The 26,237-nt window shown below is 61.0% G+C and carries 23 protein-coding genes; 13 read left to right on the top strand and 10 right to left on the bottom strand.

Annotated elements, in window-relative coordinates; genetic code table 11:
- Positions 1–101 precede the first annotated feature (101 nt).
- Positions 102–620, top strand: coding sequence for a glycine cleavage system transcriptional repressor (locus AC4IHP_RS12660; protein WP_490831817.1), 519 nt, complete (start codon positions 102–104; stop codon positions 618–620).
- Between the two features lie 223 nt (positions 621–843).
- Here AC4IHP_RS12660 and rarD read toward each other — a convergent pair whose 3' ends face one another.
- From rarD to AC4IHP_RS12635, 5 genes are all read right to left on the bottom strand, one after another.
- The gene (gene rarD / locus AC4IHP_RS12655; protein WP_041476730.1) at positions 844–1,731 is read right to left on the bottom strand and encodes an EamA family transporter RarD; all 888 of its coding nucleotides are present in this window, start codon (positions 1,729–1,731) and stop codon (positions 844–846) included.
- A gap of 160 nt (positions 1,732–1,891) precedes the next feature.
- Entirely contained in the window at positions 1,892–2,866 is a 975-nt protein-coding gene (locus tag AC4IHP_RS12650; protein ID WP_039757662.1) for a serine/threonine protein kinase, read from the bottom strand.
- A 164-nt stretch (positions 2,867–3,030) separates the two neighbouring features.
- Entirely contained in the window at positions 3,031–4,932 is a 1,902-nt protein-coding gene (locus AC4IHP_RS12645; protein WP_490831816.1) for a PhoX family protein, read from the bottom strand.
- A 70-nt stretch (positions 4,933–5,002) separates the two neighbouring features.
- Positions 5,003–5,767: a TOBE domain-containing protein gene (locus tag AC4IHP_RS12640; protein ID WP_460121909.1), complete on the bottom strand. Its 765-nt coding sequence runs from the start codon at positions 5,765–5,767 to the stop codon at positions 5,003–5,005.
- 173 nt (positions 5,768–5,940) lie between these two features.
- On the bottom strand, positions 5,941–6,675 hold the full coding sequence (locus AC4IHP_RS12635; RefSeq protein WP_490831815.1) for a ComFC family protein: 735 nt from the start codon (positions 6,673–6,675) through the stop codon (positions 5,941–5,943).
- A gap of 90 nt (positions 6,676–6,765) precedes the next feature.
- Here AC4IHP_RS12635 and bioB point away from each other — a divergent pair, with 90 nt between their 5' ends.
- The 10 genes from bioB (at position 6,766) to AC4IHP_RS12585 (ending at position 19,195) form a co-directional block, all read left to right on the top strand.
- Entirely contained in the window at positions 6,766–7,821 is a 1,056-nt protein-coding gene (gene bioB, locus AC4IHP_RS12630) for a biotin synthase BioB (protein WP_016772860.1), read from the top strand.
- A gap of 160 nt (positions 7,822–7,981) precedes the next feature.
- Complete coding sequence (gene bioF, locus AC4IHP_RS12625) at positions 7,982–9,160, top strand: 8-amino-7-oxononanoate synthase (RefSeq protein ID WP_490831814.1); 1,179 nt, start codon at positions 7,982–7,984, stop codon at positions 9,158–9,160.
- Positions 9,153–9,884: an alpha/beta fold hydrolase gene (locus tag AC4IHP_RS12620; RefSeq protein ID WP_490831813.1), complete on the top strand. Its 732-nt coding sequence runs from the start codon at positions 9,153–9,155 to the stop codon at positions 9,882–9,884. The genes bioF and AC4IHP_RS12620 overlap by 8 nt, the downstream gene beginning before the upstream one ends.
- Positions 9,877–10,686: a malonyl-ACP O-methyltransferase BioC gene (bioC, locus tag AC4IHP_RS12615; protein ID WP_460125180.1), complete on the top strand. Its 810-nt coding sequence runs from the start codon at positions 9,877–9,879 to the stop codon at positions 10,684–10,686. The genes AC4IHP_RS12620 and bioC overlap by 8 nt, the downstream gene beginning before the upstream one ends.
- Positions 10,683–11,363 (top strand): dethiobiotin synthase, encoded by a 681-nt coding sequence (gene bioD / locus AC4IHP_RS12610; protein WP_490831812.1) that lies wholly within the window; start codon positions 10,683–10,685, stop codon positions 11,361–11,363. The genes bioC and bioD overlap by 4 nt, the downstream gene beginning before the upstream one ends.
- A gap of 108 nt (positions 11,364–11,471) precedes the next feature.
- A complete protein-coding gene (locus tag AC4IHP_RS12605) occupies positions 11,472–11,768 on the top strand; it encodes a pyrroloquinoline quinone biosynthesis protein PqqE (protein ID WP_490831811.1) in 297 nt (98 codons plus the stop codon).
- Between the two features lie 275 nt (positions 11,769–12,043).
- A complete protein-coding gene (locus tag AC4IHP_RS12600) occupies positions 12,044–13,849 on the top strand; it encodes a phenylacyl-CoA dehydrogenase (RefSeq protein WP_039757671.1) in 1,806 nt (601 codons plus the stop codon).
- A 191-nt stretch (positions 13,850–14,040) separates the two neighbouring features.
- Positions 14,041–15,330: a GGDEF domain-containing protein gene (locus AC4IHP_RS12595; protein ID WP_041476719.1), complete on the top strand. Its 1,290-nt coding sequence runs from the start codon at positions 14,041–14,043 to the stop codon at positions 15,328–15,330.
- Positions 15,331–15,420: 90 nt separating this feature from the next.
- Positions 15,421–17,217, top strand: a complete 1,797-nt coding sequence (locus tag AC4IHP_RS12590; protein ID WP_490831810.1) for an acyl-CoA dehydrogenase C-terminal domain-containing protein — start codon at positions 15,421–15,423, stop codon at positions 17,215–17,217.
- A gap of 199 nt (positions 17,218–17,416) precedes the next feature.
- Positions 17,417–19,195: an acyl-CoA dehydrogenase C-terminal domain-containing protein gene (locus tag AC4IHP_RS12585; RefSeq protein ID WP_490831809.1), complete on the top strand. Its 1,779-nt coding sequence runs from the start codon at positions 17,417–17,419 to the stop codon at positions 19,193–19,195.
- 228 nt (positions 19,196–19,423) lie between these two features.
- On the opposite strand, the gene AC4IHP_RS12580 is transcribed toward AC4IHP_RS12585, so the two are convergent.
- Positions 19,424–20,338 (bottom strand): LysR family transcriptional regulator, encoded by a 915-nt coding sequence (locus tag AC4IHP_RS12580; RefSeq protein WP_460121896.1) that lies wholly within the window; start codon positions 20,336–20,338, stop codon positions 19,424–19,426.
- Between the two features lie 169 nt (positions 20,339–20,507).
- Here AC4IHP_RS12580 and AC4IHP_RS12575 point away from each other — a divergent pair, with 169 nt between their 5' ends.
- Together AC4IHP_RS12575 and AC4IHP_RS12570 are read left to right on the top strand one after the other, a co-directional pair.
- Entirely contained in the window at positions 20,508–21,734 is a 1,227-nt protein-coding gene (locus AC4IHP_RS12575) for an aspartate aminotransferase family protein (RefSeq protein WP_490831808.1), read from the top strand.
- A gap of 192 nt (positions 21,735–21,926) precedes the next feature.
- A complete protein-coding gene (locus AC4IHP_RS12570) occupies positions 21,927–22,085 on the top strand; it encodes a YqaE/Pmp3 family membrane protein (RefSeq protein ID WP_003228885.1) in 159 nt (52 codons plus the stop codon).
- A gap of 116 nt (positions 22,086–22,201) precedes the next feature.
- Here AC4IHP_RS12570 and AC4IHP_RS12565 read toward each other — a convergent pair whose 3' ends face one another.
- From AC4IHP_RS12565 to pqqC, 4 genes are read right to left on the bottom strand one after another with little or no spacing between them, the layout of a single operon-like run.
- A complete protein-coding gene (locus AC4IHP_RS12565; RefSeq protein ID WP_490831807.1) occupies positions 22,202–24,001 on the bottom strand; it encodes an alpha/beta hydrolase family protein in 1,800 nt (599 codons plus the stop codon).
- On the bottom strand, positions 23,967–25,127 hold the full coding sequence (pqqE, locus tag AC4IHP_RS12560; protein ID WP_490831806.1) for a pyrroloquinoline quinone biosynthesis protein PqqE: 1,161 nt from the start codon (positions 25,125–25,127) through the stop codon (positions 23,967–23,969). The genes AC4IHP_RS12565 and pqqE overlap by 35 nt, the downstream gene beginning before the upstream one ends.
- Positions 25,099–25,374 carry a pyrroloquinoline quinone biosynthesis peptide chaperone PqqD gene (gene pqqD, locus AC4IHP_RS12555; protein WP_460121888.1) on the bottom strand — a complete coding sequence of 92 codons (276 nt, stop codon included), beginning with the start codon at positions 25,372–25,374 and terminating at the stop codon, positions 25,099–25,101. The genes pqqE and pqqD overlap by 29 nt, the downstream gene beginning before the upstream one ends.
- A complete protein-coding gene (pqqC, locus tag AC4IHP_RS12550) occupies positions 25,371–26,123 on the bottom strand; it encodes a pyrroloquinoline-quinone synthase PqqC (RefSeq protein ID WP_490831805.1) in 753 nt (250 codons plus the stop codon). The genes pqqD and pqqC overlap by 4 nt, the downstream gene beginning before the upstream one ends.
- Between the last annotated feature and the right edge of the window lie 114 nt (positions 26,124–26,237).

Here is a 26,237-nt window from a genome sequence, read left to right as displayed (position 1 = left end):
AAGCGAGCCTGCTCGCGAAGGGGCCAGTCGATTCAACACGAAACCAGCCCTTGCCTATACTTGCCCTTCGATAACAAAAGTCATGACAAGAGGGCTGCGCCATGGACCATCTCGTACTCACCGTTTTCGCCCCGGACAAGCCCGGGCAGGTCGAGCGCATCGCCCAATGCATCGCCGAGCACGGCGGCAACTGGCTGGAAAGCCGCATGTCACGCATGGCCGGGCAGTTCGCCGGGATTCTGCGCGTGGGGGTGCCGGCGGAGGCTTACGACGAACTGGTCGATGCCCTGCAAGCGCTGTCGACCCATGGCATCCGCGTATTGATTGCCGAAAGCGGGGTGGAGCAGTCCTGCACGTGGAAACCGATCGCCATGGAACTGGTCGGCAATGATCGGCCCGGCATCGTCCGTGACATCACCCGGTTGTTGAGCGAGCAGGGTGTGAACCTTGAACGGCTGGTGACCGAAGTGCGCCCGGCGCCGATGAGCAGCGAGCCGCTGTTTCACGCTGAGGCGATTCTGGCGGTGCCACTGACGTTGTCGCTGGATGTGTTGCAGGCACGCCTGGAAACCCTGGCCGATGATCTGATGGTCGAGCTGGTGTTGCGCACAGAGGTTTAAGTGCAAACAGGGTTATTCAGGTTTAACGTGCACCTGCCTGTGGATAACCTGTAGAGACAGACCGCCACGCCACGTCCGCCGTGGCTTTGCGCAGGTTGATCAAAAAACCGCCAACATTCAGTAACTTGCGCACAAACGGCGGGGATCACGCTGTGGATAAGCTTGGGAAGGAACGATGCAGGCCACGAGAACCGTGGCCTGCGGAGGTTTGTGCGTTTTTTGATCAGGCGCGCCGACGCAAACTTATCCACGCATCAACGCTATAGACCGCCAACCCGGCCCAGATAAACATGAAGGCAACCAGCGTGCTCGAAGACAAATGCTCGCCAAACAGCAGCACCGCTTGCAGCAGTACCAGAGTCGGCGCGATGTATTGCAGGAAGCCGATGGTGGTGTAGGGCAAGTGGCGGGTGGCGGCGTTGAAACACACCAATGGCACCAGCGTCACCGGGCCGGCGGCTACCAGCCACCAGGCTTCGGAAGTGGTCCAGAAGGCCGGCTGCACACTCGTGGCAGTCTGATTGAACAGCAACCACGCGATCGCAATCGGCACCAGCATCCAGGTTTCCACCACCAGCCCCGGCAGCGCCTTGACCGGCGCCTGCTTGCGGATCAGACCGTAGAAACCGAAGGTCAGCGCCAGCGCCAGCGACACCCACGGCAGACTGCCGACCTGCCACACCTGCTGTGCCACGCCGATGGCAGCCAGCCCGACCGCCACCCACTGCATGCGTCGCAGCCGCTCACCGAGAATCACCATGCCCAACAACACGTTGACCAGCGGATTGATGTAATAACCCAGACTCGCCTCAAGCATGCGACCGTTGTTCACTGACCATACGTAAGTCAGCCAGTTGGCCGCGATCAGCGTGCCGCTCAAGGCCAGAATCGCCAGACGCTTGGGGTTGTCGAGCAGCTCGCGCAGCCAGCCCGGGTGTTTCCACACCATCAGCAGCAACGCACCGAACAACGCCGACCACAGCACCCGGTGAATGATGATTTCGACGGCCGGGACTTCGGCGATGGCTTTGAAATAGATCGGGAACAGGCCCCAGATAATGTAGGCGCTCAGGCCCAGAATGTACCCGCGACGCGGGTTGGCGGCTTGCATGCAGAATCCTTGTTCAGGCAGCTGACAAAGAAAGGATTGTAAGGAGGTTGTATAGATGTGTCGTGTCAGAAAGCAAAAAGATCGCAGCCTTCGGCAGCTCCTACAGGGATATGCATTCCAAGGTAGGAGCTGCCGAAGGCTGCGATCTTTTGATCTTTGATCAGAAGAGTTTCAGCGGTTCTTCATTCAGTGCCGCCAACTGCTCACGCAATGCCAGCACCTGATCGCCCCAATACCGTTCCGTGCCAAACCACGGAAAGCTGTGCGGAAATGCCGGGTCGTCCCAGCGCCGCGCCAGCCAGGCGCTGTAGTGCATCAGGCGCAGGGCGCGCAACGGTTCGATCAGCGCCAGTTCGCGCGGGTCGAAATCATGGAATTCGTTGTAGCCGTCCATCAATTCCGACAACTGCCCGAGACATTCCTGGCGATCGCCGGCGAGCATCATCCAGATGTCCTGCACCGCCGGGCCCATGCGGCAATCGTCGAGGTCGACGATGTGGAACATCTCGTCGCGACACATCATGTTGCCGGGGTGGCAGTCACCGTGCATGCGGATGTTCTGGTGCGGCGTGGCGGCGTAGACATCTTCGACGCGTTTGAGCAGGTCGCGGGCAACTGACTCGTAGGCCGGCAGCAGGCTTTTCGGAATGAAATTACCTTCAAGCAGGGTGTTCAGCGAGGCATGGCCGAAGTTCTGCACGGCCAGGGCTTCGCGGTGTTCGAACGGCTTGGTGCCGCCCACCGCATGCATGCGTCCGAGCAACTGGCCGAGGCGATATAGCTGATCAAGATTGCCCGGCTCCGGCGCGCGGCCCCCACGGCGCGGGAACAGGGTGAAGCGGAAACCGGCGTGCTCGTGCAGGGTTTCGCCGTTGTGGATCAGCGGCGCTACCACCGGGATGTCGATGTCGGCCAGTTCGAAGGTGAACTGGTGCTCCTCAAGGATGGCCTCGTTGGTCCAGCGCTGCGGACGATAGAACTTGGCAATCAGCGGCTCGGAGTCTTCGATGCCGACCTGATACACACGGTTTTCGTAGCTGTTGAGCGCCAGAATGCGCGCGTCGCTGAGGAAACCGATGCTTTCAACGGCATCCAGGACGAGATCGGGGGTGAGGGTTTCAAACGGGTGGGCCATGCTGACTCCTGCGCGCAGCAGGCTGCTGCGTCCGGCCCGGCATGGTAGCGCAGATGGCGGCGCGAAGGGTGTTGGTGTCTGCCCGGGCCTCTTCGCGAGCAGGCTCGCTCCCACCTTGGAATGCGATTCCCTGTGGGAGCGAGCCTGCTCGCGAAAGCGGATTATCAGGCGCCGACGATGCCGCCATCATCGCGGGTAATCGCCATCACCGAGGACCTTGGCTTGCCGTTGGGCAGATGCTCGGGGAAGGTCGAACCGCCGTTCTCGCCCGGATGCTGAATCCCGACAAACAGGGTTTTCTGATCCGGCGAGAAGCTGATCCCGGTCACTTCGCAACCCACCGGCCCGACCATGAACCGGCGAATTTCACCGGTCGCAGGATCGGCGCAGAGCATCTGATTGTTGCCCATGCCGGCGAAGTCGCCAGCGTTGCTCGAGTCGCCGTCGGTGAGAATCCACAGACGTCCGGCCTTGTCGAAACCCAGACCGTCGGGGCTGTTGAACATGTTCTGCGGGGTGATGTTGGATGAGCCGCCCTTCGGCGTCCCGCCATGCACGCCCGGGTTGCCCGCGACCACAAACAGATCCCAGGCAAACGTCTTCGAAGCGTGATCGTTGCGGTCGGTGCGCCAGCGCAGAATCTGCCCGTAGACGTTTTTCTCGCGCGGGTTCGGCCCGCCCACCGGTTGCCCGTCTTCGCCACGTTTGGCGTTGTTGGTCAGGGTGCAATAAACCTGGCCGTCCTTGGGGCTGACGACGATCCACTCCGGGCGGTCCATGCGTGTTGCGCCTACGACGCTGGCGGCGAGACGCGCGTGGATCAGCACTTCGGCCTGATCGGCAAACCCGCTGCTGGCGTCGATGCCGTTCTTGCCGTGGGTCAGTTCGATCCACTGGCCTTGGCCTTTCGGGTGATCGGGGTTGCCGTCGCCGGCATCGAACCTGGCTACGTACAGGGTGCCGTGATCGAGGATGTCGCGGTTGGCCTTCTGATTGCGATGGTTGATGCGATCGCGGCTGATGAATTTGTAAATGAACTCACCACGCTCGTCGTCGCCCATGTACACCACAGCGCGACCATCGTCGGTCTCGGCCAGCGCGGCGTTTTCATGCTTGAAGCGGCCCAGCGCGGTGCGTTTGACAGGAGTCGATTGCGGATCGAACGGATCGATCTCGACCACCCAGCCGTGACGGTTGAGCTCGTTGGGGTTCTTGGCCATGTCGAAGCGCGGGTCGTGCGGGTGCCAGTTGATGTCTTTGCTGCTGGCGACAACGCCATAGCGCTTTTGCGCGGCATCAAACTGCTGCTGGGCGTTGCTGCTGCCGAAGCAATCGGTGAAGTTTTCTTCGCACGTCAGGTAGGTGCCCCACGGCGTCTTGCCGTTGGCGCAGTTCTGGAAGGTGCCGAGAACTTTCTTGCCGTGCTTGTCGGCAGCGGTTTTCATCAAGTCGTGGCCGCGGGCCGGACCGCTGATGCGCAGCGGCGAGTTACCGTGAATCCGACGGTTGTAGCGCGAGCCCTGGACGAATTGCCACTGACCGTTCTTGCGCTGCACTTCGATCACCGACACGCCTTCGCAGGCCAATGCCTTGCGCACATCTTCAGCCGACTGCGGCATGCCGCCATGCGGATACAGGTAGCGATAGTTGGTGTATTCGTTGTTGATCGCCATCAGGGCGCGGTTTTTGTCGTCCGGGAAGGCAAACAGGCTCATGCCGTCGTTGTTGTCGCCGAACTGCACTTCCTGTGCGGCAGCGGTGCCGTTACCGCTCGGATCGAAGGCCGGGCCGTTCTTGTGCAACGGCTGGCCCCAACTGATCAGCACCGAAGACTTGTAGCCCTTGGGCAGGCTGATGGCGTCGGTGGTCGCGGCCGGAATGCTTTCGAAACCGAGCAGGCGGCTGTTGCCGGCGCTGACGCTGGCGGCCATGACGCTGCGGCTCAACAGGTTGCCGCCGAGGAACATCGCCGCGCCGCACAAGGCACCGGCGCTGATGAAACCGCGACGGCTGAGGCCGACCATTTTTTCCAGATCAGTGGATTGGTTTTCTTCTAATAGGCTCACATCAGGCTCCCTGCTTGGTTATGGGCAACACCTTAATGCGGGTCGATGACGCTTTTGTTGCAGGGTCGAATCAGAGCGGCGTGCCGATCAGCACGTTGGAGGGCGCACATTGCACCTGCACCGCAGACCCCACGGCGAGTTGCTGGCTGCGCAAGTGCAGCGGTTCGGCCAAGGCGCAAAGTGTATGGCCGTTGGGCAGGGAAATGCGCACTTCGCTGGGGCCGTCCTCGGCATCGAGAATCGCTTCGATGGTGCCGTGCAGGACATTGTGCCCAGGCGTCGTCGCCTGATCGGCACCGCGCAAATCAAGCCAGCCAGCCTTGATCAGCGCCATGACTTCGGTACCGACCTGCAATTCCAGATGCACGGTGCTGTCGTGGGTGATCTGTGCCTCCAGAGCAATGCCTTCGGCCAGTTCGAGGCGGATCAGATCGTTGCGCCCCTGCGCCTGAATGGCCGCGACCGTGCCATGCAGTTGATTGCGCGCGCTGGTCCTGAGCATCAGCCGCCCGAGCAGGTCGAGATCGCTGGCGTCTTCCGCCGCTTCCAGGACCTGCGCCTGCAAAGCCTGCAATTTCTGATACAGGCGCAGCACCCGCTCGCCCTCGCTGGACAGTCTGGCGCCGCCACCACCCTTGCCGCCCACCACGCGCTCGACCAAAGGTTTCTGCGCGAGATTGTTCAACTCATCGATCGCATCCCACGCAGCCTTGTAACTGAGCCCCGCACTCTTCGCCGCACGGGTGATCGAACCCTGCTCGGCGATATGTTGCAGCAGGGCAATGCGCTGCGGACGGCGGACGATGTGTTGGGAGAGCAGGGTGGGCAGGGACATATCAGAATGCTTCTGGCTCGGGCGATGAGAGGGACGTTGGCCACTTGCAACGTACGAGTCAAGCCGAACACGGTCTTCTGTAGGAGCTGCGGCACGCTGCGATCTTTTGATCTTGTTTTTTACAATCAAAAGATCGCAGCGTGCCGCAGCTCCAACAGGGCTATGTCTCGTCTTCAAGAGCCTGGTTTCGGCGTACGAGCCAGGCAATACACATCAACCCGCGCCGCACCAGCATCCATCAACAATCGCGCCAATGCCTGAGCGGTTGCTCCAGTGGTCAGTACGTCGTCCACCAGCGCGAAATGGCGGTCGCTTACCTCTGCACCAAGCGCCAATGCAAAGGCATTGCGCAAATTGCGTTTGCGCGCCTTGGCATCCAGATCCTGTTGGGCGTCGGTGTCCATGACTCGCCGCAGCACCTGTTCTTCACAGGGCAAATCCAGCGAAACACTCAACCAGCGCGCGAGCATCGCCGCTTGATTGAATCCCCGCCGACGCAGGCGTTTATTCGCCAACGGCACCGGTAGCAACACATCGGGGCGCGGCAATTCCTCGGCGAAGCGATGCTGCAGGTATTGGCCGAGAACGTCGGCGAGCAGGTGACCAAACGGCCATTTCGCGTTGTGTTTAAAGCGTGTAATCAGTCTGTCCACCGGGAAGCCATAGACCCATGGCACGGCGACCTGTTCGAAGGCCGGAGGCTCTAGCATGCACTCGCCGCAAGTCAGGCCATCCGCCGCCAATGGCAAAGCGCAGCTTTGACAATGGCTGCCGAGCCAGGGCAGCTCGGTTTCGCAGGCCTCGCACATTGGCATTTGTGCTTCTGTAGGCTCATCGCACAGCAAGCAGGTCTGTACGTTTTTTAAACACATGTAAACCTGTCCTTGGTATTGCGGTTGACAGCGCATCGCTCTTCCTTAAATATGCCGAACATCCGTGTAGCGCCTGTGGGTATTCCGTTTCCCCGGCGCCAGCCAAGCATAACCAAGGAATTGCCCATGAGCGCGAGCACCACCGCCACCCTGCGTCACGATTGGTCTCTGGCCGAAGTCAAAGCACTCTTCGTACAGCCATTCAACGACTTGCTGTTCCAGGCGCAAACGGTGCATCGCGCACATTTCAACGCCAACCGTGTGCAAGTTTCGACGCTGCTGTCGATCAAGACCGGTGCCTGTCCCGAAGACTGCAAGTACTGCCCACAGTCCGGGCACTACAACACCGGCCTGGAAAAAGAAAAGCTGATGGAAGTGCAGAAGGTCCTCGAAGAAGCGGCCCGCGCCAAAGCCATTGGTTCGACGAGATTCTGCATGGGCGCGGCGTGGAAACATCCGTCGGCCAAAGACATGCCGTATGTGTTGAAGATGGTTGAAGGGGTGAAAGCGTTGGGTCTGGAAACCTGCATGACCCTCGGCCGTCTCGATCAGGAGCAGACCGAGGCGCTGGCCAAGGCCGGTCTCGATTACTACAACCACAACCTCGACACCTCGCCGGAGTTCTACGGCAGCATCATCACCACCCGCACTTACAGCGAGCGTCTGCAGACGCTGGCCTACGTGCGTGAATCGGGGATGAAAATCTGCTCCGGCGGCATTCTTGGTATGGGCGAATCGCTGGACGATCGCGCCAATCTGCTGATCCAGTTGGCCAACCTGCCCGAGCACCCGGAATCGGTGCCGATCAACATGCTGGTGAAAGTCGCCGGCACGCCGCTGGAAAACGCCGAGGACATCGACCCGTTCGACTTCATCCGCATGCTCGCCGTGGCACGCATCCTTATGCCGCAATCCCACGTGCGCCTGTCCGCCGGCCGCGAAGCGATGAACGAGCAGATGCAGGCCCTGGCATTTTTCGCCGGCGCCAACTCGATTTTCTACGGCGACAAATTGCTTACGACCGCCAACCCGCAGGCGGACAAGGACATGCAACTGTTCGCGCGCCTCGGTATCCAGCCGGAGGCCCGTGAAGAGCATTCCGATGAGGTTCACCAGGCTGCGATTGAGCAGGCACTGGTGGAGCAGAAGAGTAGCGAGCAGTTCTACAACGCTGCGGTGTAATAAACCGCGCGGATTGCTCTGAAGGAATGCAAAACCCCTGTGGGAGCGAGCCTGCTCGCGAAAGCGGTTGGGCCGCCAACATCCATGCTGGATGTGACGCCCAATCGCGAGCAGGCTCGCTCCCACAGGGGATCTGTGTCATTTGAAAATCGAGGCCTGCATGTCTTTCGATCTCGCCGCACGCCTTGCTGCTCGCCGTGCCGACAACCTCTATCGGCAGCGCCCGCTGCTCGAATCGCCGCAAGGCCCGCAGGTGGTAGTCGACGGCCAACCGCTGCTGGCGTTCTGCAATAACGACTATCTGGGCCTGGCCAATCATCCGCAGGTGATCGAAGCCTGGCGCGCGGGGGCCGAGCGCTGGGGTGTCGGCGGTGGGGCGTCGCATCTGGTGATCGGCCACAGCAGCCCGCATCACGCGCTGGAAGAAGCACTCGCCGATCTGACCGGACGCCCACGTGCGCTGCTGTTCACCACCGGCTACATGGCCAACCTCGGCGCGGTCACGGCGCTGGTCGGGCAGGGCGACACGGTGCTGGAAGACCGGCTCAATCACGCTTCTTTGCTGGACGCGGGCCTGTTGTCCGGCGCGCGTTTCAATCGCTATCTGCACAACGATGCCGAGAGTCTGGCCAAGCGCCTGGAGAAAGCCACTGGCAACACACTGGTGGTGACCGATGGCGTATTCAGCATGGACGGTGACATCGCCGACCTGCCAGCGCTGGCCCGCGCGGCCAAGGCCAAAGGCGCGTGGCTGATGGTTGACGATGCCCACGGCTTCGGCCCGCTGGGCGCCAACGGTGGCGGCATCGTCGAGCATTTCGGCCTGAGCCAGGACGATGTGCCGGTGCTGGTCGGCACCCTCGGCAAAGCCTTCGGCACCGCCGGGGCCTTTGTCGCCGGCAGCGAAGAGTTGATCGAAAGCCTGATCCAGTTCGCCCGCCCGTATATCTACACCACCAGCCAACCACCGGCGCTGGCCTGCGCGACGTTGAAAAGCCTCGAATTGCTGCGCAGCGAACACTGGCGCCGTGAACACTTGCAGACGCTGATTCGCCAGTTCCGCCACGGCGCAGAGCAAATCGGGCTGGAGCTGATGGACAGCTTCACGCCGATTCAGCCGATCATGATCGGCGATGCCGGCCGCGCGGTGCGGCTGTCGCAGATGCTGCGCGAGCGCGGGCTGATGGTCACTGCGATTCGCCCACCGACCGTGCCGGCCGGCAGCGCGCGACTGCGCGTCACGCTGACCGCCGCCCACAGCGAAGCGCAAGTGCAACAGTTGCTGGAAGGATTGGCAGATTGTTTCGCCCTATTGTCGTTGGAGCCAAGCCATGCGTAATCGTCTGATTCTGCTGCCCGGCTGGGGCCTCGGCGTGTCGCCGCTGGAACCGCTGGCGGCAGCCTTGCGTGGTCTCGACGAACATCTGCAGGTCGAAATCGAACCGCTGCCGGAGCTGGCCTCCGCTGACCTTGAAGACTGGCTCGACGAACTCGATGCGCGCATTCCACAGGAAGTCTGGCTCGGTGGCTGGTCGCTGGGTGGCATGCTCGCCTCTGAGTTGGCGGCACGACGCGGCGAGGCGTGCTGCGGGGTGCTGACGCTGGCGAGCAACCCTGCGTTTGTCGCTCATGAGCAATGGCCGACCGCGATGCCCGGCGAGACTTTCGATGCATTTCTTGCCGGTTGCCAGGCCGATCCGCGTACCACGCTCAAGCGCTTCGCCTTGTTATGTGCGCAAGGTTCGTCAGACCCGCGCGGCTTGTCGCGGTTGCTGCTCGGTGGTGCACCGGCAGCCGCACCGACTGCGCTGATGGCGGGACTGGAGCTGCTCGCGCAACTGGATACGCGCCAGGCGTTGCAGGGGTTTCGCGGCCCGCAGTTTCATCTGTTCGGCGGACAGGACGCGCTGGTCCCGGCGGAGGCGGCGGGCGCGTTGTTTGCGCTGCTGCCGGATATCGAAATTGGTCTGATCGAACAGGCCAGCCATGCTTTTCTGCTGGAGGACCCGCACGGAATCGCGGGCGCGATCCAGGCGTTTCTACATGAGTGCGCTGATGAATGATCTGTCCCTTGTGCTGCCTGGGGGCTTGCCCGACAAGCGCCAGGTGGCGGCGTCTTTTTCTCGTGCTGCGGCCAGTTACGACAGCGTCGCCGAGTTTCAGCGTGACGTCGGCACGCAGTTGCTTGAGCGCTTGCCTGCGAGTTTCACGCCGTCGCGTTGGCTTGATCTCGGTTGCGGCACTGGCTATTTCACCCGGGCGCTGGCCTCGCGTTTCACCCAGGGCAGCGGTGTCGCGCTGGACATCGCCGAGGGTATGCTTGATCACGCACGGCCGCTGGGTGGCGCTGAGCATTTCATTGCTGGCGATGCCGAAAGGCTGCCGTTGCAGGATGCTAGCTTCGATCTGATTTTCTCCAGTCTCGCGGTGCAGTGGTGCGGCGACTTCGAGGCGGTGCTCAGCGAAGCCTTGCGCGTGCTGAAACCGGGCGGAATTTTTGCCTTTGCTAGTCTGTGTACAGGAACGTTGTTCGAGTTGCGTGAAAGTTGGCAGCAGGTCGACGGGCTGGTGCACGTCAATCGCTTCCGTGACTTCGCCCGTTATGAGCAGTTATGCGTTGGCAGTGGCATGCGCACAGTGTGTCTGGAAAATCTACCGCACGTGTTGCATTACCGGGATGTGCGCAGCCTGACCCATGAGTTGAAAGCGCTGGGCGCGCACAATCTGAATCCTGGCCGGCCGGGTGGTTTGACCGGACGGGCGCGGATTCTTGGGCTGATCGACGCGTACGAGCGCTTCCGTCAGGCGTCGGGGCTGCCCGCAACGTATCAGGTGGTGTACGCCGTGTTGGAGAAACCTCTATGAGCGCAGCCTATTTCATCACCGGTACCGACACCGATGTCGGCAAGACCGCCGTCGCTGCCGGATTGCTCCATGCGGCGCGGTCGGCAGGCTTGAGCACAGCGGCGGGCAAACCGGTGGCTTCCGGGTGCGACGTCACACCCAAAGGCTTGCGTAACTCCGATGCCTTGGCGCTGTTGGCCGAGTGTTCATTGCCGCTGACTTATCAACAGGTCAATCCGGTGGCGTTCGAGCCAGCGATCGCTCCGCACCTGGCGGCGCGCGAAGCGGGTGTGGCGCTGACGGTGCAATCGCTGCTGGCGCCGATGCGCGGAATTCTGGCGATGAACGCCGATTTCACCCTGATCGAAGGTGCCGGTGGCTGGCGGGTGCCGCTGGCAGATCAGGACAACCTCTCGGACCTGGCGATTGCACTGAAGCTGCCGGTGATTCTGGTGGTGGGCGTACGGTTGGGCTGTATCAGCCACGCGTTGCTGACCGCCGAGGCGATCGCCCGGGATGGTCTGCAGTTGGCGGGTTGGGTGGCAAACATTATCGATCCGAAGACTTCGCGCCTGGAGGAAAATCTTGCGACCCTGGCCGAGCGCATACCCGCGCCGTGCCTGGGCCGGGTGCCGAAACTCAAAGCGTTGAGCGCCGAAGCGGTGGCCGAGCATTTGCAACTGGATTTGCTCGATTAAGTTTCTCACTATGAACAGGCACTGTGCCATTAGTGTTTTTGACGGGTGTTTTGCTGGCGCGTCTGCTTCAATGACGACCATTGATCCTTTGCAGGGACGAGAGTGACTATGGAAATCTCCGGCAACACAGCTTTTTATGCGGGCCTGAGTTCGATTCAGTCCGGGCAGAACCGCGTCGATCAGGCGGCCAGTCAGATCGCCAACAACACCATCGAGCGTTCGGTGACCAGCCAGTCGTCTGAAGTGCAGGTCAATCGCTTGCGCGGCGTGGATCGCGCGCAAGAATCGGATCTGACGAGCAATATCGTCGAGTTGTCGCAGGGCAAGATCCAGGCAGAGCTGGGTGTGAAGGCGGCCAAGGCGTCCGACGAGGTGCTGGGGACAATCATTGACACCTTTGCCTGATTGAATTTGTTGGAAACACTGAAACGCCGCGCATTGTCGCGGCGTTTTGCGTTTAAGTCCTTCTTGCTCAACTAATCTTTTCTCAAACGCCCGTGGCTTGTATGAAGTCGCGGCGATTTGTTGTCTCTGGCATTTGAGAAAGGTGATGACGAACGGCAAAAGAACGACGCTTGACAAGATTTCGGCGTAAACGTATGTTTCAAACAACTGTTTGACCGTCACAACAACTCAACACGGTCGTTCATTCCCGGTTACATCAGCAGAGGTTTATCGCTATGCCTGACTACAAGGCCCCCTTGCGTGATATTCGCTTCGTTCGTGACGAGCTGCTCGGCTACGAAGCGCACTATCAGAGCCTGCCAGCGTGCGCAGATGCCACGCCGGACATGGTTGACGCCATCCTCGAGGAAGGCGCCAAGTTTTGTGAGCAGGTACTGGCGCCGCTGAACCGCGTGGGCGATCTGGAAGGTTGCACCTGGAGCGAATCCGGCGTGAAAACCCCGACTGGCTTCAAAGAGGCGTACAAGCAATTCGTCGAAGGCGGCTGGCCAAGCCTGGCGCACGACGTTGAGCATGGTGGTCAGGGTCTGCCTGAGTCGCTGGGCCTGGCAGTGAGCGAAATGGTCGGCGAAGCCAACTGGTCGTGGGGCATGTACCCAGGCCTGTCGCACGGCGCGATGAACACCATCTCCGAGCACGGCACCCCTGAGCAGCAGGAAGCCTATCTGACCAAACTGGTCTCCGGCGAATGGACCGGCACCATGTGCCTGACCGAACCGCACTGCGGCACCGATCTGGGCATGCTGCGTACCAAGGCCGAGCCTCAGGCCGACGGTTCCTACAAAGTTTCCGGCACCAAGATCTTCATCTCGGCCGGCGAGCACGACATGGCCGACAACATCGTCCACATCGTACTGGCCCGTCTGCCGGATGCACCGGCTGGCACCAAAGGCATCTCGCTGTTCATCGTTCCAAAGTTCCTGCCAAACGCCGATGGCACCATTGGCGCGCGCAATGCCGTGAGCTGCGGTTCGCTGGAACACAAGATGGGCATCCATGGCAACGCCACTTGCGTGATGAACTTCGACGGCGCCACCGGTTACCTGATCGGCCCGGCGAACAAAGGTCTGAACTGCATGTTCACCTTTATGAACACCGCTCGCCTGGGCACCGCGCTGCAAGGTCTGGCTCACGCCGAAATCGGCTTCCAGGGCGGTCTGAAATACGCTCGCGATCGCCTGCAAATGCGCTCGCTGACTGGCCCGAAAGCGCCGGACAAAGCCGCTGACCCGATCATCGTCCACCCTGACGTGCGCCGTATGCTGTTGACCATGAAAGCGTTCGCCGAAGGCAACCGCGCGATGGTCTACTTCACTGCGAAGCAGGTCGACATCGTCAAATACGGCGTCGATGAAGAAGAGAAGAAGAAGGCCGACGCACTGCTGGCGTTCATGACCCCGATCGCCAAAGCGTTCATGACCGAAGTCGGTTTTGAAGCGGCTAACCACGGCGTGCAGATCTACGGCGGCCACGGCTTCATCGCCGAGTGGGGCATGGAGCAGAACGTTCGCGACAGCCGCATTTCGATGCTGTACGAAGGCACCACCGGCATCCAGGCCCTCGACCTGCTCGGCCGCAAAGTGCTGATGACTCAAGGCGAGGCTCTGAAAGGCTTCACCAAGATCGTCCACAAGTTCTGCCAGACCAACGAAGGCAACGAAGCCGTTCAGGAATTCGTCGCGCCGCTGGCTGCACTGAACAAGGAATGGGGCGAGCTGACGATGAAGGTCGGTATGGCTGCCATGAAAGATCGCGAGGAAGTCGGCGCGGCCTCCGTGGACTACCTGATGTACTCCGGTTATGCCTGCCTGGCCTACTTCTGGGCAGACATGGCACGCCTGGCTGCGGAAAAACTGGCCGCCGGCACCAGCGACGAGGCGTTCTACACCGCCAAGCTGCAAACCGCGCGCTTCTACTTCCAGCGCATCCTGCCGCGTACCCGCACGCACGTGGCCACTATGCTGTCGGGCGCTGGCAACCTGATGGACATGAAAGAAGAGGACTTCGCGCTGGGCTACTAAGCCTTAACGCAGTCTGACGAAAACCGCTGCTCCCGTTAGGGGGCAGCGGTTTTTTTGTTAGCGGATGGCTCAGATAGTCGAGCTTGCGGCCGTTACAGAGACCATGTGTGATCTGGATCACATTGTGTGGGCTTGGCCGCACTTTGCAGGCACAATGCCATCTCTTTGCTATGACGGGTCGGAGCTTACCCTTGCCGCGTTCTTCCGCTGTACGTTTCAGCCATTTCCTGCCATCACTGCTGTTATTGCTTGCGGGGTTGGCGGCTGCGTACGTCAAAGACCTCAGCGTGTTTTTCACGTCGCTGTTCAACGTTCTGCCGACATTGGTTCTGCTCCTCGGCGGGGCGTATTGCGCGGTGTACCGACGGCAGCGCGAACTGTTTCTGATGCTCACGGTGTACATCGCCTACTTTCTGCTTGATACCCAGACCGATTTCTACCGCGACAACGGCAAGGTTCGCGAAGACGCTGCGGTGGTGTTTCATCTGGTCTGCCTGCTGCTGCCGCTGTTGTTCGGATTATTCGCCGCATGGCAGGAACGTACCCATCTGTTTCAGGACATGGTTGCCCGGTTCGCTGTGCTGCTAGCGTTTGGCAGCGTGGCGCTAGGGCTGGAACAAAGTTACCCACAGGCGCTGCTGCTGTGGTTGTCGGAGATCCGCTGGCCGGCGCTGCACGGCGCGTGGATGAGTCTCATCCAGTTGTCCTACCCGGTTTTCATCTCGGCCTTCCTGCTTCTGGCCTGGCAATACTGGCGCAACCCGCGCCCGCTGCACGCGGCGCAACTGGTCGGCTTGCTCGGGGTGTTCTGGATGTTGCCGAAGACCTTCATTCTGCCGTTCACCCTGAACATCATGTGCAGCCAGGTGATGCTGATGATCGCTGCGGCGGTTGCGCATGAGGCCTATCAAATGGCCTTCCGCGACGAGCTCACCGGTCTGCCGGGACGACGCGCGCTCAACGAACGCATGCAGCGCCTGGGGCGCAACTACGTGCTGGCGATGAGCGACGTCGATCACTTCAAGAAATTCAACGACACCCACGGCCACGATGTCGGTGATCAGGTTTTGCGTCTGGTCGCCAGCAAACTATCGAAAATCAGCGGTGGCGGTAGGGCGTATCGCTACGGTGGCGAGGAATTTGCCTTGGTCTTCGCAGGCAAAACCCTTGAGGAGTGCATGCCACACCTGGAAGTGATCCGCGAATCGATTGCGTCCTACAGCATTCAGCTACGCAACCAGGAAAACCGCCCGCAGGATGATCAGCAAGGTCGCCAGCGCCGTAGCGGTTCCGGGGCTTCGGCGGTGTCGGTGACGGTGAGTATCGGCGTCGCCGAACGCGTCGAGCAGCGCACCCCTGAAGAAGTGCTCAAGTCCGCCGACCAGGCGTTGTACAGCGCCAAGGGCGCCGGGCGTAACTGCGTCATGGCGTTCGGGCAGAACCGCCGTGGCGCGGTGCGCATGGACACTGCTGCGGGTTGAGTGATGACGGCGCATTCAGCGCCTGCACGATGATTGTCGCGCGTGGTGGCCGGCAGTAGGTTGGAGAAATCTGCTGACGGAGAAGCCACCATGCCTGAGTACAAAGCTCCCCTGCGCGACATGCGCTTTCTGATCGATCACGTCTTCGACTTCCATACCAGCTACGCCAATCTCGGCGCGCATGACGCCAGCCCGGACATGATCAGCGCGATCCTCGAAGAAGGCGCGAAGTTCTGCGAGAACGTTCTGGCACCGCTCAATCGCAGCGGCGACGAAGAGGGCTGCCATTTCGACAACGGCGTGGTGACAACGCCTACAGGCTTCAAGCAGGCCTTCGCACAATATGTCGAGGGCGGCTGGCACGGGTTGGCGGCCGATCCGGCTTACGGTGGCCAAGGTTTGCCGAGTTCGCTGGGGCTGGTGATCAGCGAAATGGTCGGCTCCAGCAACACGTCCTGGGGCATGTACCCGGGCCTCACTCACGGCGCGATGTCGGCGATCCACGCCCACGGTACCGCCGAGCAGAAAGACACCTACCTGAGCAAACTCACCGCTGGCCAGTGGACTGGCACTATGTGCCTGACCGAAGCCCACTGCGGTACCGATCTGGGCATCATCAAGACCCGCGCGGTGCCCCGGGCCGACGGCAGCTACGCGATCACCGGCAGCAAGATTTTCATTTCTGCCGGCGAGCATGACCTGAGCGACAACATCATCCATCTGGTGCTGGCCAAGCTGCCGGATGCACCGGCTGGAACCAAGGGCATTTCTCTGTTTATCGTGCCCAAGTTCCTGCCCGATGCAGCAGGCGAAGCGGGTGAGCGCAACGGCGTGTCCTGTGGTTCGATCGAGCACAAGATGGGTATCAAGGCTTCGGCCACCTGCGTGCTGAACTTCGATGCCGCCACCGGTTACCTGATCGGCGAGCCGAACAAGGGCCTCAACTGCATGTTCACCATGATGAACCACGCACGGCTCGGTACCGGTATGCAGGGGCTGTGTCTGGGCGAGGCGAGTTTTCAGGGTGCGATCAAGTACGCCAACGACCGCCTGCAAATGCGCGCGCTGACCGGTGCCAAGGCCCCGGAAAAACCTGCCGATCCGATCATCGTCCACCCCGATGTGCGGCGTATGTTGCTGACCATGAAAGCCTTCAATGAAGGCAACCGCGCGCTGACCTATTTCACTGCGCAGATGCTCGATGTCGCGCATCTGAGCAGCGATGCCGAGGCGCGTCAGGAAGCCGAGGACCTGTTGGCGTTCCTCACGCCGATCTGCAAGGCGTTCATGACCGACACCGGGCTGGAAGTGACCAACCACGGCATGCAGGTGTTCGGCGGCCACGGATTCATTCGTGAGTGGGGCATGGAGCAACTGGTGCGCGATTGCCGGATTGCGCCGATCTACGAGGGCACCAACGGCATTCAGGCGCTCGACCTGCTCGGGCGCAAGGTGCTGGGCAGTCAGGGCAAGCTGCTGCGCGGCTTTACCAAAATCGTCCACAAGTTCTGCGCAGCAAACGCCGAACATGCGCAATTGGGTAGCTTCGTGGCGCAACTCAATGGGCTCAATCAACAGTGGGGCGACGTGACCATGAAGGTCGGCATGGCCGCCATGAAGAACCCGGATGAAGTCGGCGCTGCGTCGGTGGATTATCTGATGTACAGCGGTTACATCATCCTGGGCTACCTGTGGCTGCGCATGGCATTGGTGGCCCAGGCACAGCTGGAGGCGGGCGAGGGTGAGGCGGATTACCTGCGGGGGAAATTGGCGACGTGCGAGTTTTACTTCAAGCGACTGTTGCCACGTACGGCGGCGCATCGGGCGGCTATAGAGGCGGGGAGTGAGTGTTTGATGAAGTTGCCGGCGGAGGTGTTTGCGCTTTAAGGAAGATCAAAAGATCGCAGCCTTCGGCAGCTCCTACATGGGATTTGGGGGTGGCGGGGCTGCGATCTTTTGTCGGTGACTAAAAATAACAAATCAGTCACCGGTTGACCCTATGTGTCGCAAAAGTTGTTGAGGTACACTCCGGATCAACGAAAACATCATTCCACGAACCACCTGTTTAGATCTTGCGAGGTTTGCCATGGCTGACTACAAAGCGCCGCTGCGCGATATGCGCTTCGTCCTCAATGAAGTGTTCGAGGTCGCCAAACTCTGGGCCGAGCTGCCGGCGCTGGCCGAGACCGTCGACGCCGAAACCGTTGAAGCGATTCTCGAAGAGGCCGGCAAGGTCACCAGCAAAAGCATCGCGCCGCTGAGCCGTGCCGCTGACGAGCAAGGTTGCCATTGGGCGGACGGTGCGGTCACCACGCCGGCCGGTTTCCCACGGGCCTATCAGACTTATGCCGAAGGCGGCTGGGTCGGCGTTGGCGGCGATCCGGCCTACGGCGGCATGGGCATGCCCAAAGCCGTGTCGGCGCAGGTCGAAGAAATGGTCAACTCCGCCAGCCTAGCGTTCGGTCTGTACCCGATGCTGACTGCTGGCGCCTGCCTGTCGATCAATGCCCACGCCAGCGAAGAACTGAAAGCTGCGTACCTGCCGAACATGTACGCCGGCATCTGGGCCGGCTCCATGTGCCTGACCGAGCCGCATGCCGGCACTGATCTGGGCATTATTCGCACCAAAGCCGAACCTCAGGCCGATGGTTCCTACAAGGTCAGCGGCACCAAGATCTTCATCACTGGCGGCGAGCACGACCTCACCGAGAACATCATTCATCTGGTACTGGCCAAGCTGCCGGACGCGCCGGCCGGTCCAAAAGGCATTTCGCTGTTCCTGGTGCCAAAGTTCATGGTCAATGCCGACGGCAGCCTCGGCGCACGCAACCCGGCCAACTGCGGTTCGATCGAACACAAGATGGGCATCCAGGCTTCGGCGACCTGCGTGATGAACTTCGACGAGGCTGTTGGCTATCTGGTCGGCGAGCCGAACAAAGGCCTGGCCGCGATGTTCACCATGATGAACTACGAGCGTCTGGGCGTTGGTATTCAAGGCCTGGCCACCGGCGAGCGCTCTTACCAGAACGCCGTCGAGTATGCGCGCGATCGTCTGCAGAGCCGTTCGCCGACCGGCGCGCAGAACAAGGACAAAGTCGCTGACCCGATCATCGTTCATCCGGACGTGCGGCGCATGCTGCTGACCATGAAAGCCTCGAACGAAGGCGGCCGTGCGTTCTCCACTTATGTGGCGATGCAACTCGACACCGCCAAGTTCAGCGAAGACGCGACCACCCGCAAGCGCGCAGAAGATCTGGTGGCGCTGCTGACGCCGGTAGCGAAAGCCTTTCTGACCGACCTGGGTCTGGAAACCACCGTCCATGGCCAGCAAATTTTCGGCGGCCACGGTTACATCCGCGAGTGGGGCCAGGAGCAACTGGTGCGTGACGTGCGCATCACTCAGATCTACGAAGGCACCAATGGCATTCAGGCGCTGGACCTGGTCGGGCGCAAGATCGTTGGCAGTGGCGGCGCGTTCTACCAGCTGTTCGCTGACGAGATCCGCCATTTCACCGCCACCGCCAGCGCCGATCTGGGCGAGTTCACCAAGCCGCTGAACGATGCCGTCGACACCCTCGACGAGCTGACCGCGTGGCTGCTGGACCGGGCGAAAAACAATCCGAACGAAATTGGCGCGGCCTCGGTCGAATATTTGCAAGCGTTCGGCTACACGGCCTACGCCTACATGTGGGCGTTGATGGCCAAAGCCTCGCTGGGCAAGGAGGCGCAAGATGATTTCTATGCGAGCAAGCTGGGCACCGCGCGCTTCTATTTCGCCCGTTTGCTGCCGCGTATCCACTCGTTGAGCGCGTCAGTCAGAGCCGGTAGCGAGTCGCTGTTCCTGCTGGATGCGGCACAGTTTTGATCATGTAGACATCATGTAAGCATTTGCTTACGTGACGTGCTGCTGTTCTCCCATATCCGTACATTGGATCCACGGCTAATCTACATTTCATGGACGTCGCGCAGGAAGCGCAAAGTAAACAACACGGACACGTAGGATTCTGCCAGGGTGGCGGAGTGAAATGGATGTCAGGGAAACAGTCTGCAAAGCCCCGCTTCGGCGGGGTTTTCTTTTGCCTGAAGAAAAGTTTCAGGCGAGCGGATCGAGGGGCGGCTTCACTTCGCGATTGATCACCTCTTCAAGCAATGTCCGCAGCAATGCCAACGAGGCCTGCTGGCGTTGTACATCGCGGCACACCAGGCCGACTTTCAACGGCACGCGCGGTTCGCTCAGCGGTTTCCACAGCAAATCTCCATCGTCGTATTCCTTTTGCGAACGTCCCGGTAACACTGTCGCCAGTTTGGTGTGCGGCAGGCTGTCGAGAATCCCCAGCATATTGTTCAACTCGGCCTGCACCTGCGGGCGTCGTCCGAGGCTGGTCAGTTGTGCCTGCCAGATCTGCCGGATCTGGAATTCTTCGCCGAGCAGCAACATTGGCAACTCAGCGGCCTGGCGCATCGAGACTTTCTTGAACTCGCGCAATGGATGGTCGGCCGGGATGACCAGCGTCAGTTCGTCTTCATACAGCAACACGCCGTGCAGACCGGGTTGGCGCGGTGGCAGATAGCTGATACCGATGTCCAGCGAACCATTGAGCAGACGCCGCTCGATTTCCAGCCCCGTAAGTTCATAGATCTGCACCACCAGATGCGGCTGCGCCTTGCGCACACGTTCGAGCATTTGCGGCACGAGGCTGGTGTGCACCGTTTGCAGCACACCGATCGCCAGGGTGCGCAACGCCTGCCCCTTGAAATTACCCAGCGCCTCGCGCGCCCGCTGCAAGCCGTCGAGCAATGGCAATGCGTGGTTGTACAGCGTATGCGCAGCGAGAGTCGGCAGCAGGCGTTTACTGCTGCGTTCGAACAGGGTGACGTCGAGATTCTGCTCCAACTGACGGATCTGTTGCGACAGCGCCGGTTGCGAGATCGACAAGCGCTCAGCCGCACGGCCGACATGGCCTTCTTCGTAGACCGCGACGAAATAACGCAGTTGTTTGAAATCCATAAGTAGCGCTTATCGAAATGGCTGGGAAATCGAAATGGCCTGAAGCCGTTTGCGCGCCTAGTCTAACCGCATTCACAAGGCTTACAGGGCCAGAAAGCGTGATGAATTCCATTTGCTTCGTTAGTGCTTACATAGGCAGTTCAAAAAACCTCAAGCGAGGTTTTTTCGCATGAATCTGTTCAGTTTGCGGCGCCAGACGCCGAGTCTGGACTACCTCACCTTCGAGGCGGGGCCATCCGCTATGACCGACCACCTCAATGCCCAACGCCTGATGCCCAGTGTTGAGCGACCGCATCAAGTGTTCGTTCGGGGCCAGGGCTCATGGCTGTGGGACAGCAATGATCGCGCCTACCTGGACTTTTCCCAGGCCGGCGGCGCCAACAGCCTTGGCCACAGCCCCACGGCGTTGGTCAAAGCCATCGCCAATCAGGCTCAGGCGCTGATCAACCCAGGCTTTAACCTGCATAATCGCGGCATGCTCAGCCTCGCCGAACGCTTGTGCGCCAGCACGTCCAGCGATCAGGCGTACCTGCTCAACAGTGGCAGCGAGGCCTGTGAGGCGGCGATCAAACTGGCGCGCAAATGGGGGCAACTGCATCGCAGCGGGGCTTCGCGGATCATCGTCGCCCAGCAGGGTTGCCATGGCCGCAGTCTGCCGACGATTGATCAGGTGCCATTCAACGACTTGCCGGCGCTGCATGCGGCGGTCGACGCGCAAACCGTAGCAATCATGCTGGAGCCGATCCAGAGCGATGCCGGGGTCATTCCCGCAACCGAGCACTATCTCAAAGGCGTCGAGCGACTGTGTCGTGAACTGGGCATTCTGCTGATTCTCGACGAAGTGCAGACCGGCATCGGCCGCTGCGGCACTTTGCTCGCCGAACAGTCCTACGGCATTCGCGCCGATATCGTCGTGCTCGGCAAAGGCCTTGGCGGCGGCTTGCCATTGGCGGCTTTGCTGGCGCGGGGCACGGCCTGCTGTTTCGGCGTTGGCGAATTGGGCGGCACTCATCACGGTAATGCACTAATGACGGCGGCCGGTCTGGTGGTGCTCGACAGCATCCATGACCGCAGCTTCCTCCAGCAGGTCAACGACAACGGCCAGCACTTGCGCGAAGGTCTGGCGCGACTGGCGTATCGCTACGGCCACGGCGAGTTGCGCGGCCAAGGCCTGTTCCATGGCCTGACGCTGTCCGACGAATGCGCCGACGCCGTCGTTCACGCCGCACTGCACGAAGGCCTGATACTGAACGCCGTGCAGCCTGACTGCCTGCGATTCACCCCGGCCCTCACTGTCAGCAAAGCCAATATTGACGAAATGCTTCTGCGCCTGGGCCGCGCCTTCTCCCGGATGCGCACCGCCCAAGTGCACTGCCGCAAAGGCATTGCCGTCTGAGCCGAGCTGCCCCAACCGATCACCTGAACCGTCTCGCGGTATAACGCACGCCCCACGCCTGAATCTTTTGGCGTGGGGCGTTTTTTTGCGATGCTGGCGATCAAATAGCAAGCGTAATGAACCCTGACGAACGGCGCGTGTCGATTAGCTTGTATGGCTCAAGTGAGCCAACCCCCATTCAGGAGCTGCCCCATGGATTTCATTCGCATCATCATCGCTATTCTGTTGCCGCCACTGGGCGTGTTTCTGCAGGTCGGGTTTGGCGGGGCGTTCTGGCTGAACATTCTGCTGACGTTGTGCGGCTACATTCCGGGGATCGTGCATGCGGTGTATATCATCGCCAAGCGTTGAGTCCGGTAGCGTCTATTAGATAGCTTTCGCGAGCAGGCTCGCTCCCACACTGGATCTGTGGTGTACACAAGTCCTCTGTGGGAGCGAGCCTGCTCGCGAACGGGGCGACACGGTTTTCAGTCAACCAGCCCCATCACCCGCCGATAAAACGTCCACTCCTGCTCCAATGCATGCGCCTGGTTGGCCGCCCGACGAAAGCCGTGGCGCTCGTCGGAGTAGTAATGCGCTTCGACCGGAATGCCGTTGTGCTCCAGCGCCGCGACCATGTCACGGGTCTGTTGCGGCACGACCACCGCGTCCAGTTCACCCTGAAAGAAGATCACTGGCACGCGGATATTGTCTGCGTGCAGCAACGGCGTGCGGGCGGCATAGCGTTCGGCATTCAGCTCCGGATCGCCGATCAGCCAGTCCAGGTAATCACCCTCGAACTTGTGCGTGGCCCGGGCCAGTGCGACCGGATCGCTGACACCGTAGAGGCTGGCACCAGCGCGGAAAACCTGCCTGAACGCCAATGCGCACAGTGTCGTGTACCCGCCCGCGCTGCCGCCGCGAATGAACGCTCGGTCGCCATCGATCAAACCTTGGCCAGCGAGATAACCCACCACTTCGCAGGCATCCTCGACATCCACCTCGCCCCAGCGCAGATGCAGCGCCTGCCGATATTCGCGGCCATAGCCACTGCTGCCGCGATAGTTGAGGTCGGCGACGGCAAAGCCGCGCTGCGTCCAGTACTGGATGCGTGGGTCGAGCATTGGATAGCACGCTGAAGTTGGGCCGCCGTGGATGAACACCACCAGCGGCGGTTTCGCTTCACCGTTCATGGCCGGATAAAAGAAACCGTGCGCCTCGCCTGAGCCGCTTGGATAGCGCAAGGTTTGCGGACGGCTGATGCGTTCGGCGGGCAATGGCGCCACGCCGCCAGCGAGGACTTTCACTGCGTGAGAGACACGATCGATGGCAATCACTGCCGACGGGCTGACCGGCGATGCGGCAATGCAATAGATGAATTGTTGATCTATCGCCAAGTGGCGGAAGCGGCTGTAGTCGCCGCTGAAATCCTCATCGCCGAGGCGCAGGCGACCGAAACCACCCTCGCTCCAACTGGCTAAAATCTGATCGCCGACAGGTAACCAGGTGCAGCCGCCAAGCTGCCACGGCGCCGGCGCGTGATCGGCCTCGGCGCTCGGTAGCGCGTGCAAGCCATCAGACGTTTCGCCCCACGGCTGCCAGTAGCCGCGACGATCCGTCAGGCAGTAGAGCCGGCCGTTCGCGTCGAAGCGCGGCTGCTGGATCGACTCCTCCATCTGCTCGCCGGCAACACATCGAGGCGCAGAAAAATCATCTTCCGCGACCATCAAACGCGTCGAGGTCCACGGCTGATGCGGTCGGCTCCATTCGATCCACGCCAGCCGCTGGCCGTCGGGGCTGAGCGTTGGTGACGCATAAAAATCCGCACCCTCGGCCAGCACCTGTCGCGTACCCGTCGCCAGATCAATCACCACCAGGCGATGCCGATCCTGCTGCTCTTCGACCGCCAACACCCGACCAGCGGCGAATTGCAGATCGCCGTAGCGGCAGTCAGTCGACGTCAGCGCGACCGGCTCGCCATCCAGCGCCTGTCGGTACAACTGCTGATCCGCTTCATTGACGAAAACCACCCCGTCGGGCGTCAGACAAAATGCACCACCGCCATATTCGTACACGCGGCTACGCACGCTGAAGCCGTCCGGCGTCAGACGTTTCGCCACGCCATCGCGCCAATGCCAGATTCGGCACGCGGCGTCCTCGGGGCGATATTCATTCCAGAACACGCCGTGGCCGCCGTGCTGCAGTTCGGCGAAATCGGTTCCGGCGGCGACGGCCTGGGCGGCGCTGAAAGGCTCAGCCCTTGGCGATGAGGCGTGAGTTTCGTTCATTGCGAAAGGCCAATTGTTCGATGGTTTGAGTGGCGGTCTCGGCTTCTTCGCGGGCCTGGAGAATCACACCATGATGTTCGGATTTGCTGCACACCGGGTCGGCGTTACTGGCGTCGCCGGTGAGCATGAACGCCTGGCAGCGGCAGCCGCCGAAGTCTTTTTCTTTCTCGTCGCAAGAGCGGCAGGGCTCGGGCATCCAGTCGTAACCGCGAAAGCGATTGAAGCCGAACGAGTCATACCAGATGTGCTGCATGCTGTGATCGCGCACGTTGGGAAACTGCACCGGCATCTGGCGGGCACCATGGCAGGGCAGGGCGGTGCCGTCCGGGGTGACGGTCAGGAAGATGCTGCCCCAGCCGTTCATGCAGGCTTTCGGGCGTTCTTCGTAGTAGTCGGGGGTGACGAAAATCAGCTTGCACGGATGCCCTTCGGCTTCCAGCCTGGCCCGGTACTCGTTGGTGATGCGTTCGGCGCGCACCAGTTGTTCCCTGGTCGGCAACAGACCGACACGGTTGAGCTGCGCCCAGCCGTAGAATTGGCATGTGGCGAGTTCGACGAAGTCGGCTTCAAGCGCAATGCACAGCTCGATGATGCGGTCGATCTTGTCGATGTTGTGCCGATGGGTGACGAAGTTCAGCACCATCGGGTAGCCGTGGGCCTTTACCGCACGCGCCATTTCCAGCTTTTGTGCGAAGGCCTTTTTCGAGCCGGCGAGCAGGTTGTTCACTTGCTCGTCGCTGGCCTGGAAACTGATCTGGATGTGATCGAGCCCGGCCTTTTTGAAGTCGCTGATTTTCTGCTCGGTCAGGCCAATGCCGGAGGTGATCAGGTTGGTGTAGAAACCTAGCTGCCGCGCTTCATGGATCAGTTCGGCCAGATCCTGACGCACCAACGGTTCTCCGCCGGAAAAGCCCAGTTGCGCCGCGCCCATCTCCCGTGCTTCGCGGAATACCTTGATCCACTGTTCGGTGGTCAGCTCTCTGCCCTGCTCGGCGAAATCCAGCGGATTGGAGCAATACGGGCATTGCAGCGGGCAGCGGTAGGTCAGCTCGGCGAGCAGCCACAGCGGCAGGCCGACTTCCGGTTTGGCCGGCAGATCAGCCAAGGGTGAGCCAGTGTTGCTCACGGGCAACCTCCATGAATTGCTCGACGTCGTCACCGAGCTCGGGCACGCCGGGGAACTGCTCGTCGAGTTTGGCAATGATCGCCGCGACATCGCGTTCGCCATCAATCAAGCCGCCGATCAGCGCAGCCGTTTCGTTGAGCTTGATCATGCCTTCCGGATACAGCAACACATGGCCCTTCTGCGCCGGTTCGTACTGGAAGCGATAGCCCGGGCGCCAGCTCGGCACTTTGCTGCGGTCGAAACTCATAAGGTGATTCCTTTATGCCAGACCCGTTGCTCGGTCACGCTGTGATACGGCGGACGGTTCAGTTCATAGGCCATGCTCATGGCATCGAGCATGCTCCAAAGAATGTCCAGTTTGAACTGGAGAATTTCCAGCATGCGCTCCTGGCCTTCGCGGGTCTTGTAGTGTTTAAGGGTGATCGCCAGCCCGTGCTCGACGTCACGCCGCGCCTGACCGAGACGGGTGCGGAAGTATTCGTAACCGGCCGGGTCGATCCACGGGTAATGCTGCGGCCAGCTGTCCAGGCGCGACTGGTGGATCTGCGGCGCGAACAGCTCGGTCAGCGAGCTGCTTGCGGCCTCCTGCCAACTGGCGCGACGGGCGAAGTTGACGTAGGCATCGACGGCGAAACGCACGCCGGGCAGCACCAGTTCCTGGGAGCGCAATTGGTCCGGGTCGAGGCCGACAGCCTGGCCCAGACGCAGCCAGGCTTCGATCCCGCCATCTTCACCGGGCGCGCCGTCGTGGTCGAGCAGGCGCTGAATCCACTCGCGGCGGATTTCCCGATCCGGGCAATTGGCGAGGATCGCCGCGTCTTTCAGGGGAATGTTCACCTGATAGTAGAAGCGGTTGGCGACCCAGCCCTGAATCTGCTCGCGGGTCGCGCGGCCTTCGTACATCGCCACGTGGTACGGGTGGTAGATGTGGTAGTAGGCACCTTTGGCGCGCAGGGCCGCTTCGAATTCGGCGGGGGACAGCGGGGTGTTGGTCATGTCTGTTCTCCGGGAACAACCCTGGAAATCTTTGGTGTCAGTGCTGGCCTCTTCGCGAGCAGGCTCGCTCCCACAGTTGATCGCATTCCATTGTAGGAGTGAGCCTGCTCGCGA

Source organism: Pseudomonas sp. UF-293, from assembly GCF_058245595.1.
This window is presented reverse-complemented; position numbering and strand designations above follow the sequence as displayed.

Bases quoted from the DNA above. Each gene is read 5' to 3' on its own strand.
- AC4IHP_RS12620 (WP_490831813.1), top strand. From the start codon at position 9,153: ATGCGTAATCGTCTGATTCTGCTGCCCGGCTGGGGCCTCGGCGTGTCG.
- AC4IHP_RS12600 (WP_039757671.1), top strand. From the start codon at position 12,044: ATGCCTGACTACAAGGCCCCCTTGCGTGATATTCGCTTCGTTCGTGAC.
- AC4IHP_RS12570 (WP_003228885.1), top strand. From the start codon at position 21,927: ATGGATTTCATTCGCATCATCATCGCTATTCTGTTGCCGCCACTGGGC.
- AC4IHP_RS12590 (WP_490831810.1), top strand. From the start codon at position 15,421: ATGCCTGAGTACAAAGCTCCCCTGCGCGACATGCGCTTTCTGATCGAT.
- AC4IHP_RS12580 (WP_460121896.1), bottom strand. From the start codon at position 20,338: ATGGATTTCAAACAACTGCGTTATTTCGTCGCGGTCTACGAAGAAGGC.
- bioD (WP_490831812.1), top strand. From the start codon at position 10,683: ATGAGCGCAGCCTATTTCATCACCGGTACCGACACCGATGTCGGCAAG.
- AC4IHP_RS12650 (WP_039757662.1), bottom strand. From the start codon at position 2,866: ATGGCCCACCCGTTTGAAACCCTCACCCCCGATCTCGTCCTGGATGCC.
- rarD (WP_041476730.1), bottom strand. From the start codon at position 1,731: ATGCAAGCCGCCAACCCGCGTCGCGGGTACATTCTGGGCCTGAGCGCC.
- AC4IHP_RS12575 (WP_490831808.1), top strand. From the start codon at position 20,508: ATGAATCTGTTCAGTTTGCGGCGCCAGACGCCGAGTCTGGACTACCTC.
- AC4IHP_RS12585 (WP_490831809.1), top strand. From the start codon at position 17,417: ATGGCTGACTACAAAGCGCCGCTGCGCGATATGCGCTTCGTCCTCAAT.
- bioF (WP_490831814.1), top strand. From the start codon at position 7,982: ATGTCTTTCGATCTCGCCGCACGCCTTGCTGCTCGCCGTGCCGACAAC.
- AC4IHP_RS12660 (WP_490831817.1), top strand. From the start codon at position 102: ATGGACCATCTCGTACTCACCGTTTTCGCCCCGGACAAGCCCGGGCAG.
- AC4IHP_RS12605 (WP_490831811.1), top strand. From the start codon at position 11,472: ATGGAAATCTCCGGCAACACAGCTTTTTATGCGGGCCTGAGTTCGATT.
- pqqC (WP_490831805.1), bottom strand. From the start codon at position 26,123: ATGACCAACACCCCGCTGTCCCCCGCCGAATTCGAAGCGGCCCTGCGC.
- bioC (WP_460125180.1), top strand. From the start codon at position 9,877: ATGAATGATCTGTCCCTTGTGCTGCCTGGGGGCTTGCCCGACAAGCGC.
- AC4IHP_RS12635 (WP_490831815.1), bottom strand. From the start codon at position 6,675: ATGCGCTGTCAACCGCAATACCAAGGACAGGTTTACATGTGTTTAAAA.
- bioB (WP_016772860.1), top strand. From the start codon at position 6,766: ATGAGCGCGAGCACCACCGCCACCCTGCGTCACGATTGGTCTCTGGCC.
- AC4IHP_RS12640 (WP_460121909.1), bottom strand. From the start codon at position 5,767: ATGTCCCTGCCCACCCTGCTCTCCCAACACATCGTCCGCCGTCCGCAG.
- AC4IHP_RS12565 (WP_490831807.1), bottom strand. From the start codon at position 24,001: ATGAACGAAACTCACGCCTCATCGCCAAGGGCTGAGCCTTTCAGCGCC.
- pqqD (WP_460121888.1), bottom strand. From the start codon at position 25,374: ATGAGTTTCGACCGCAGCAAAGTGCCGAGCTGGCGCCCGGGCTATCGC.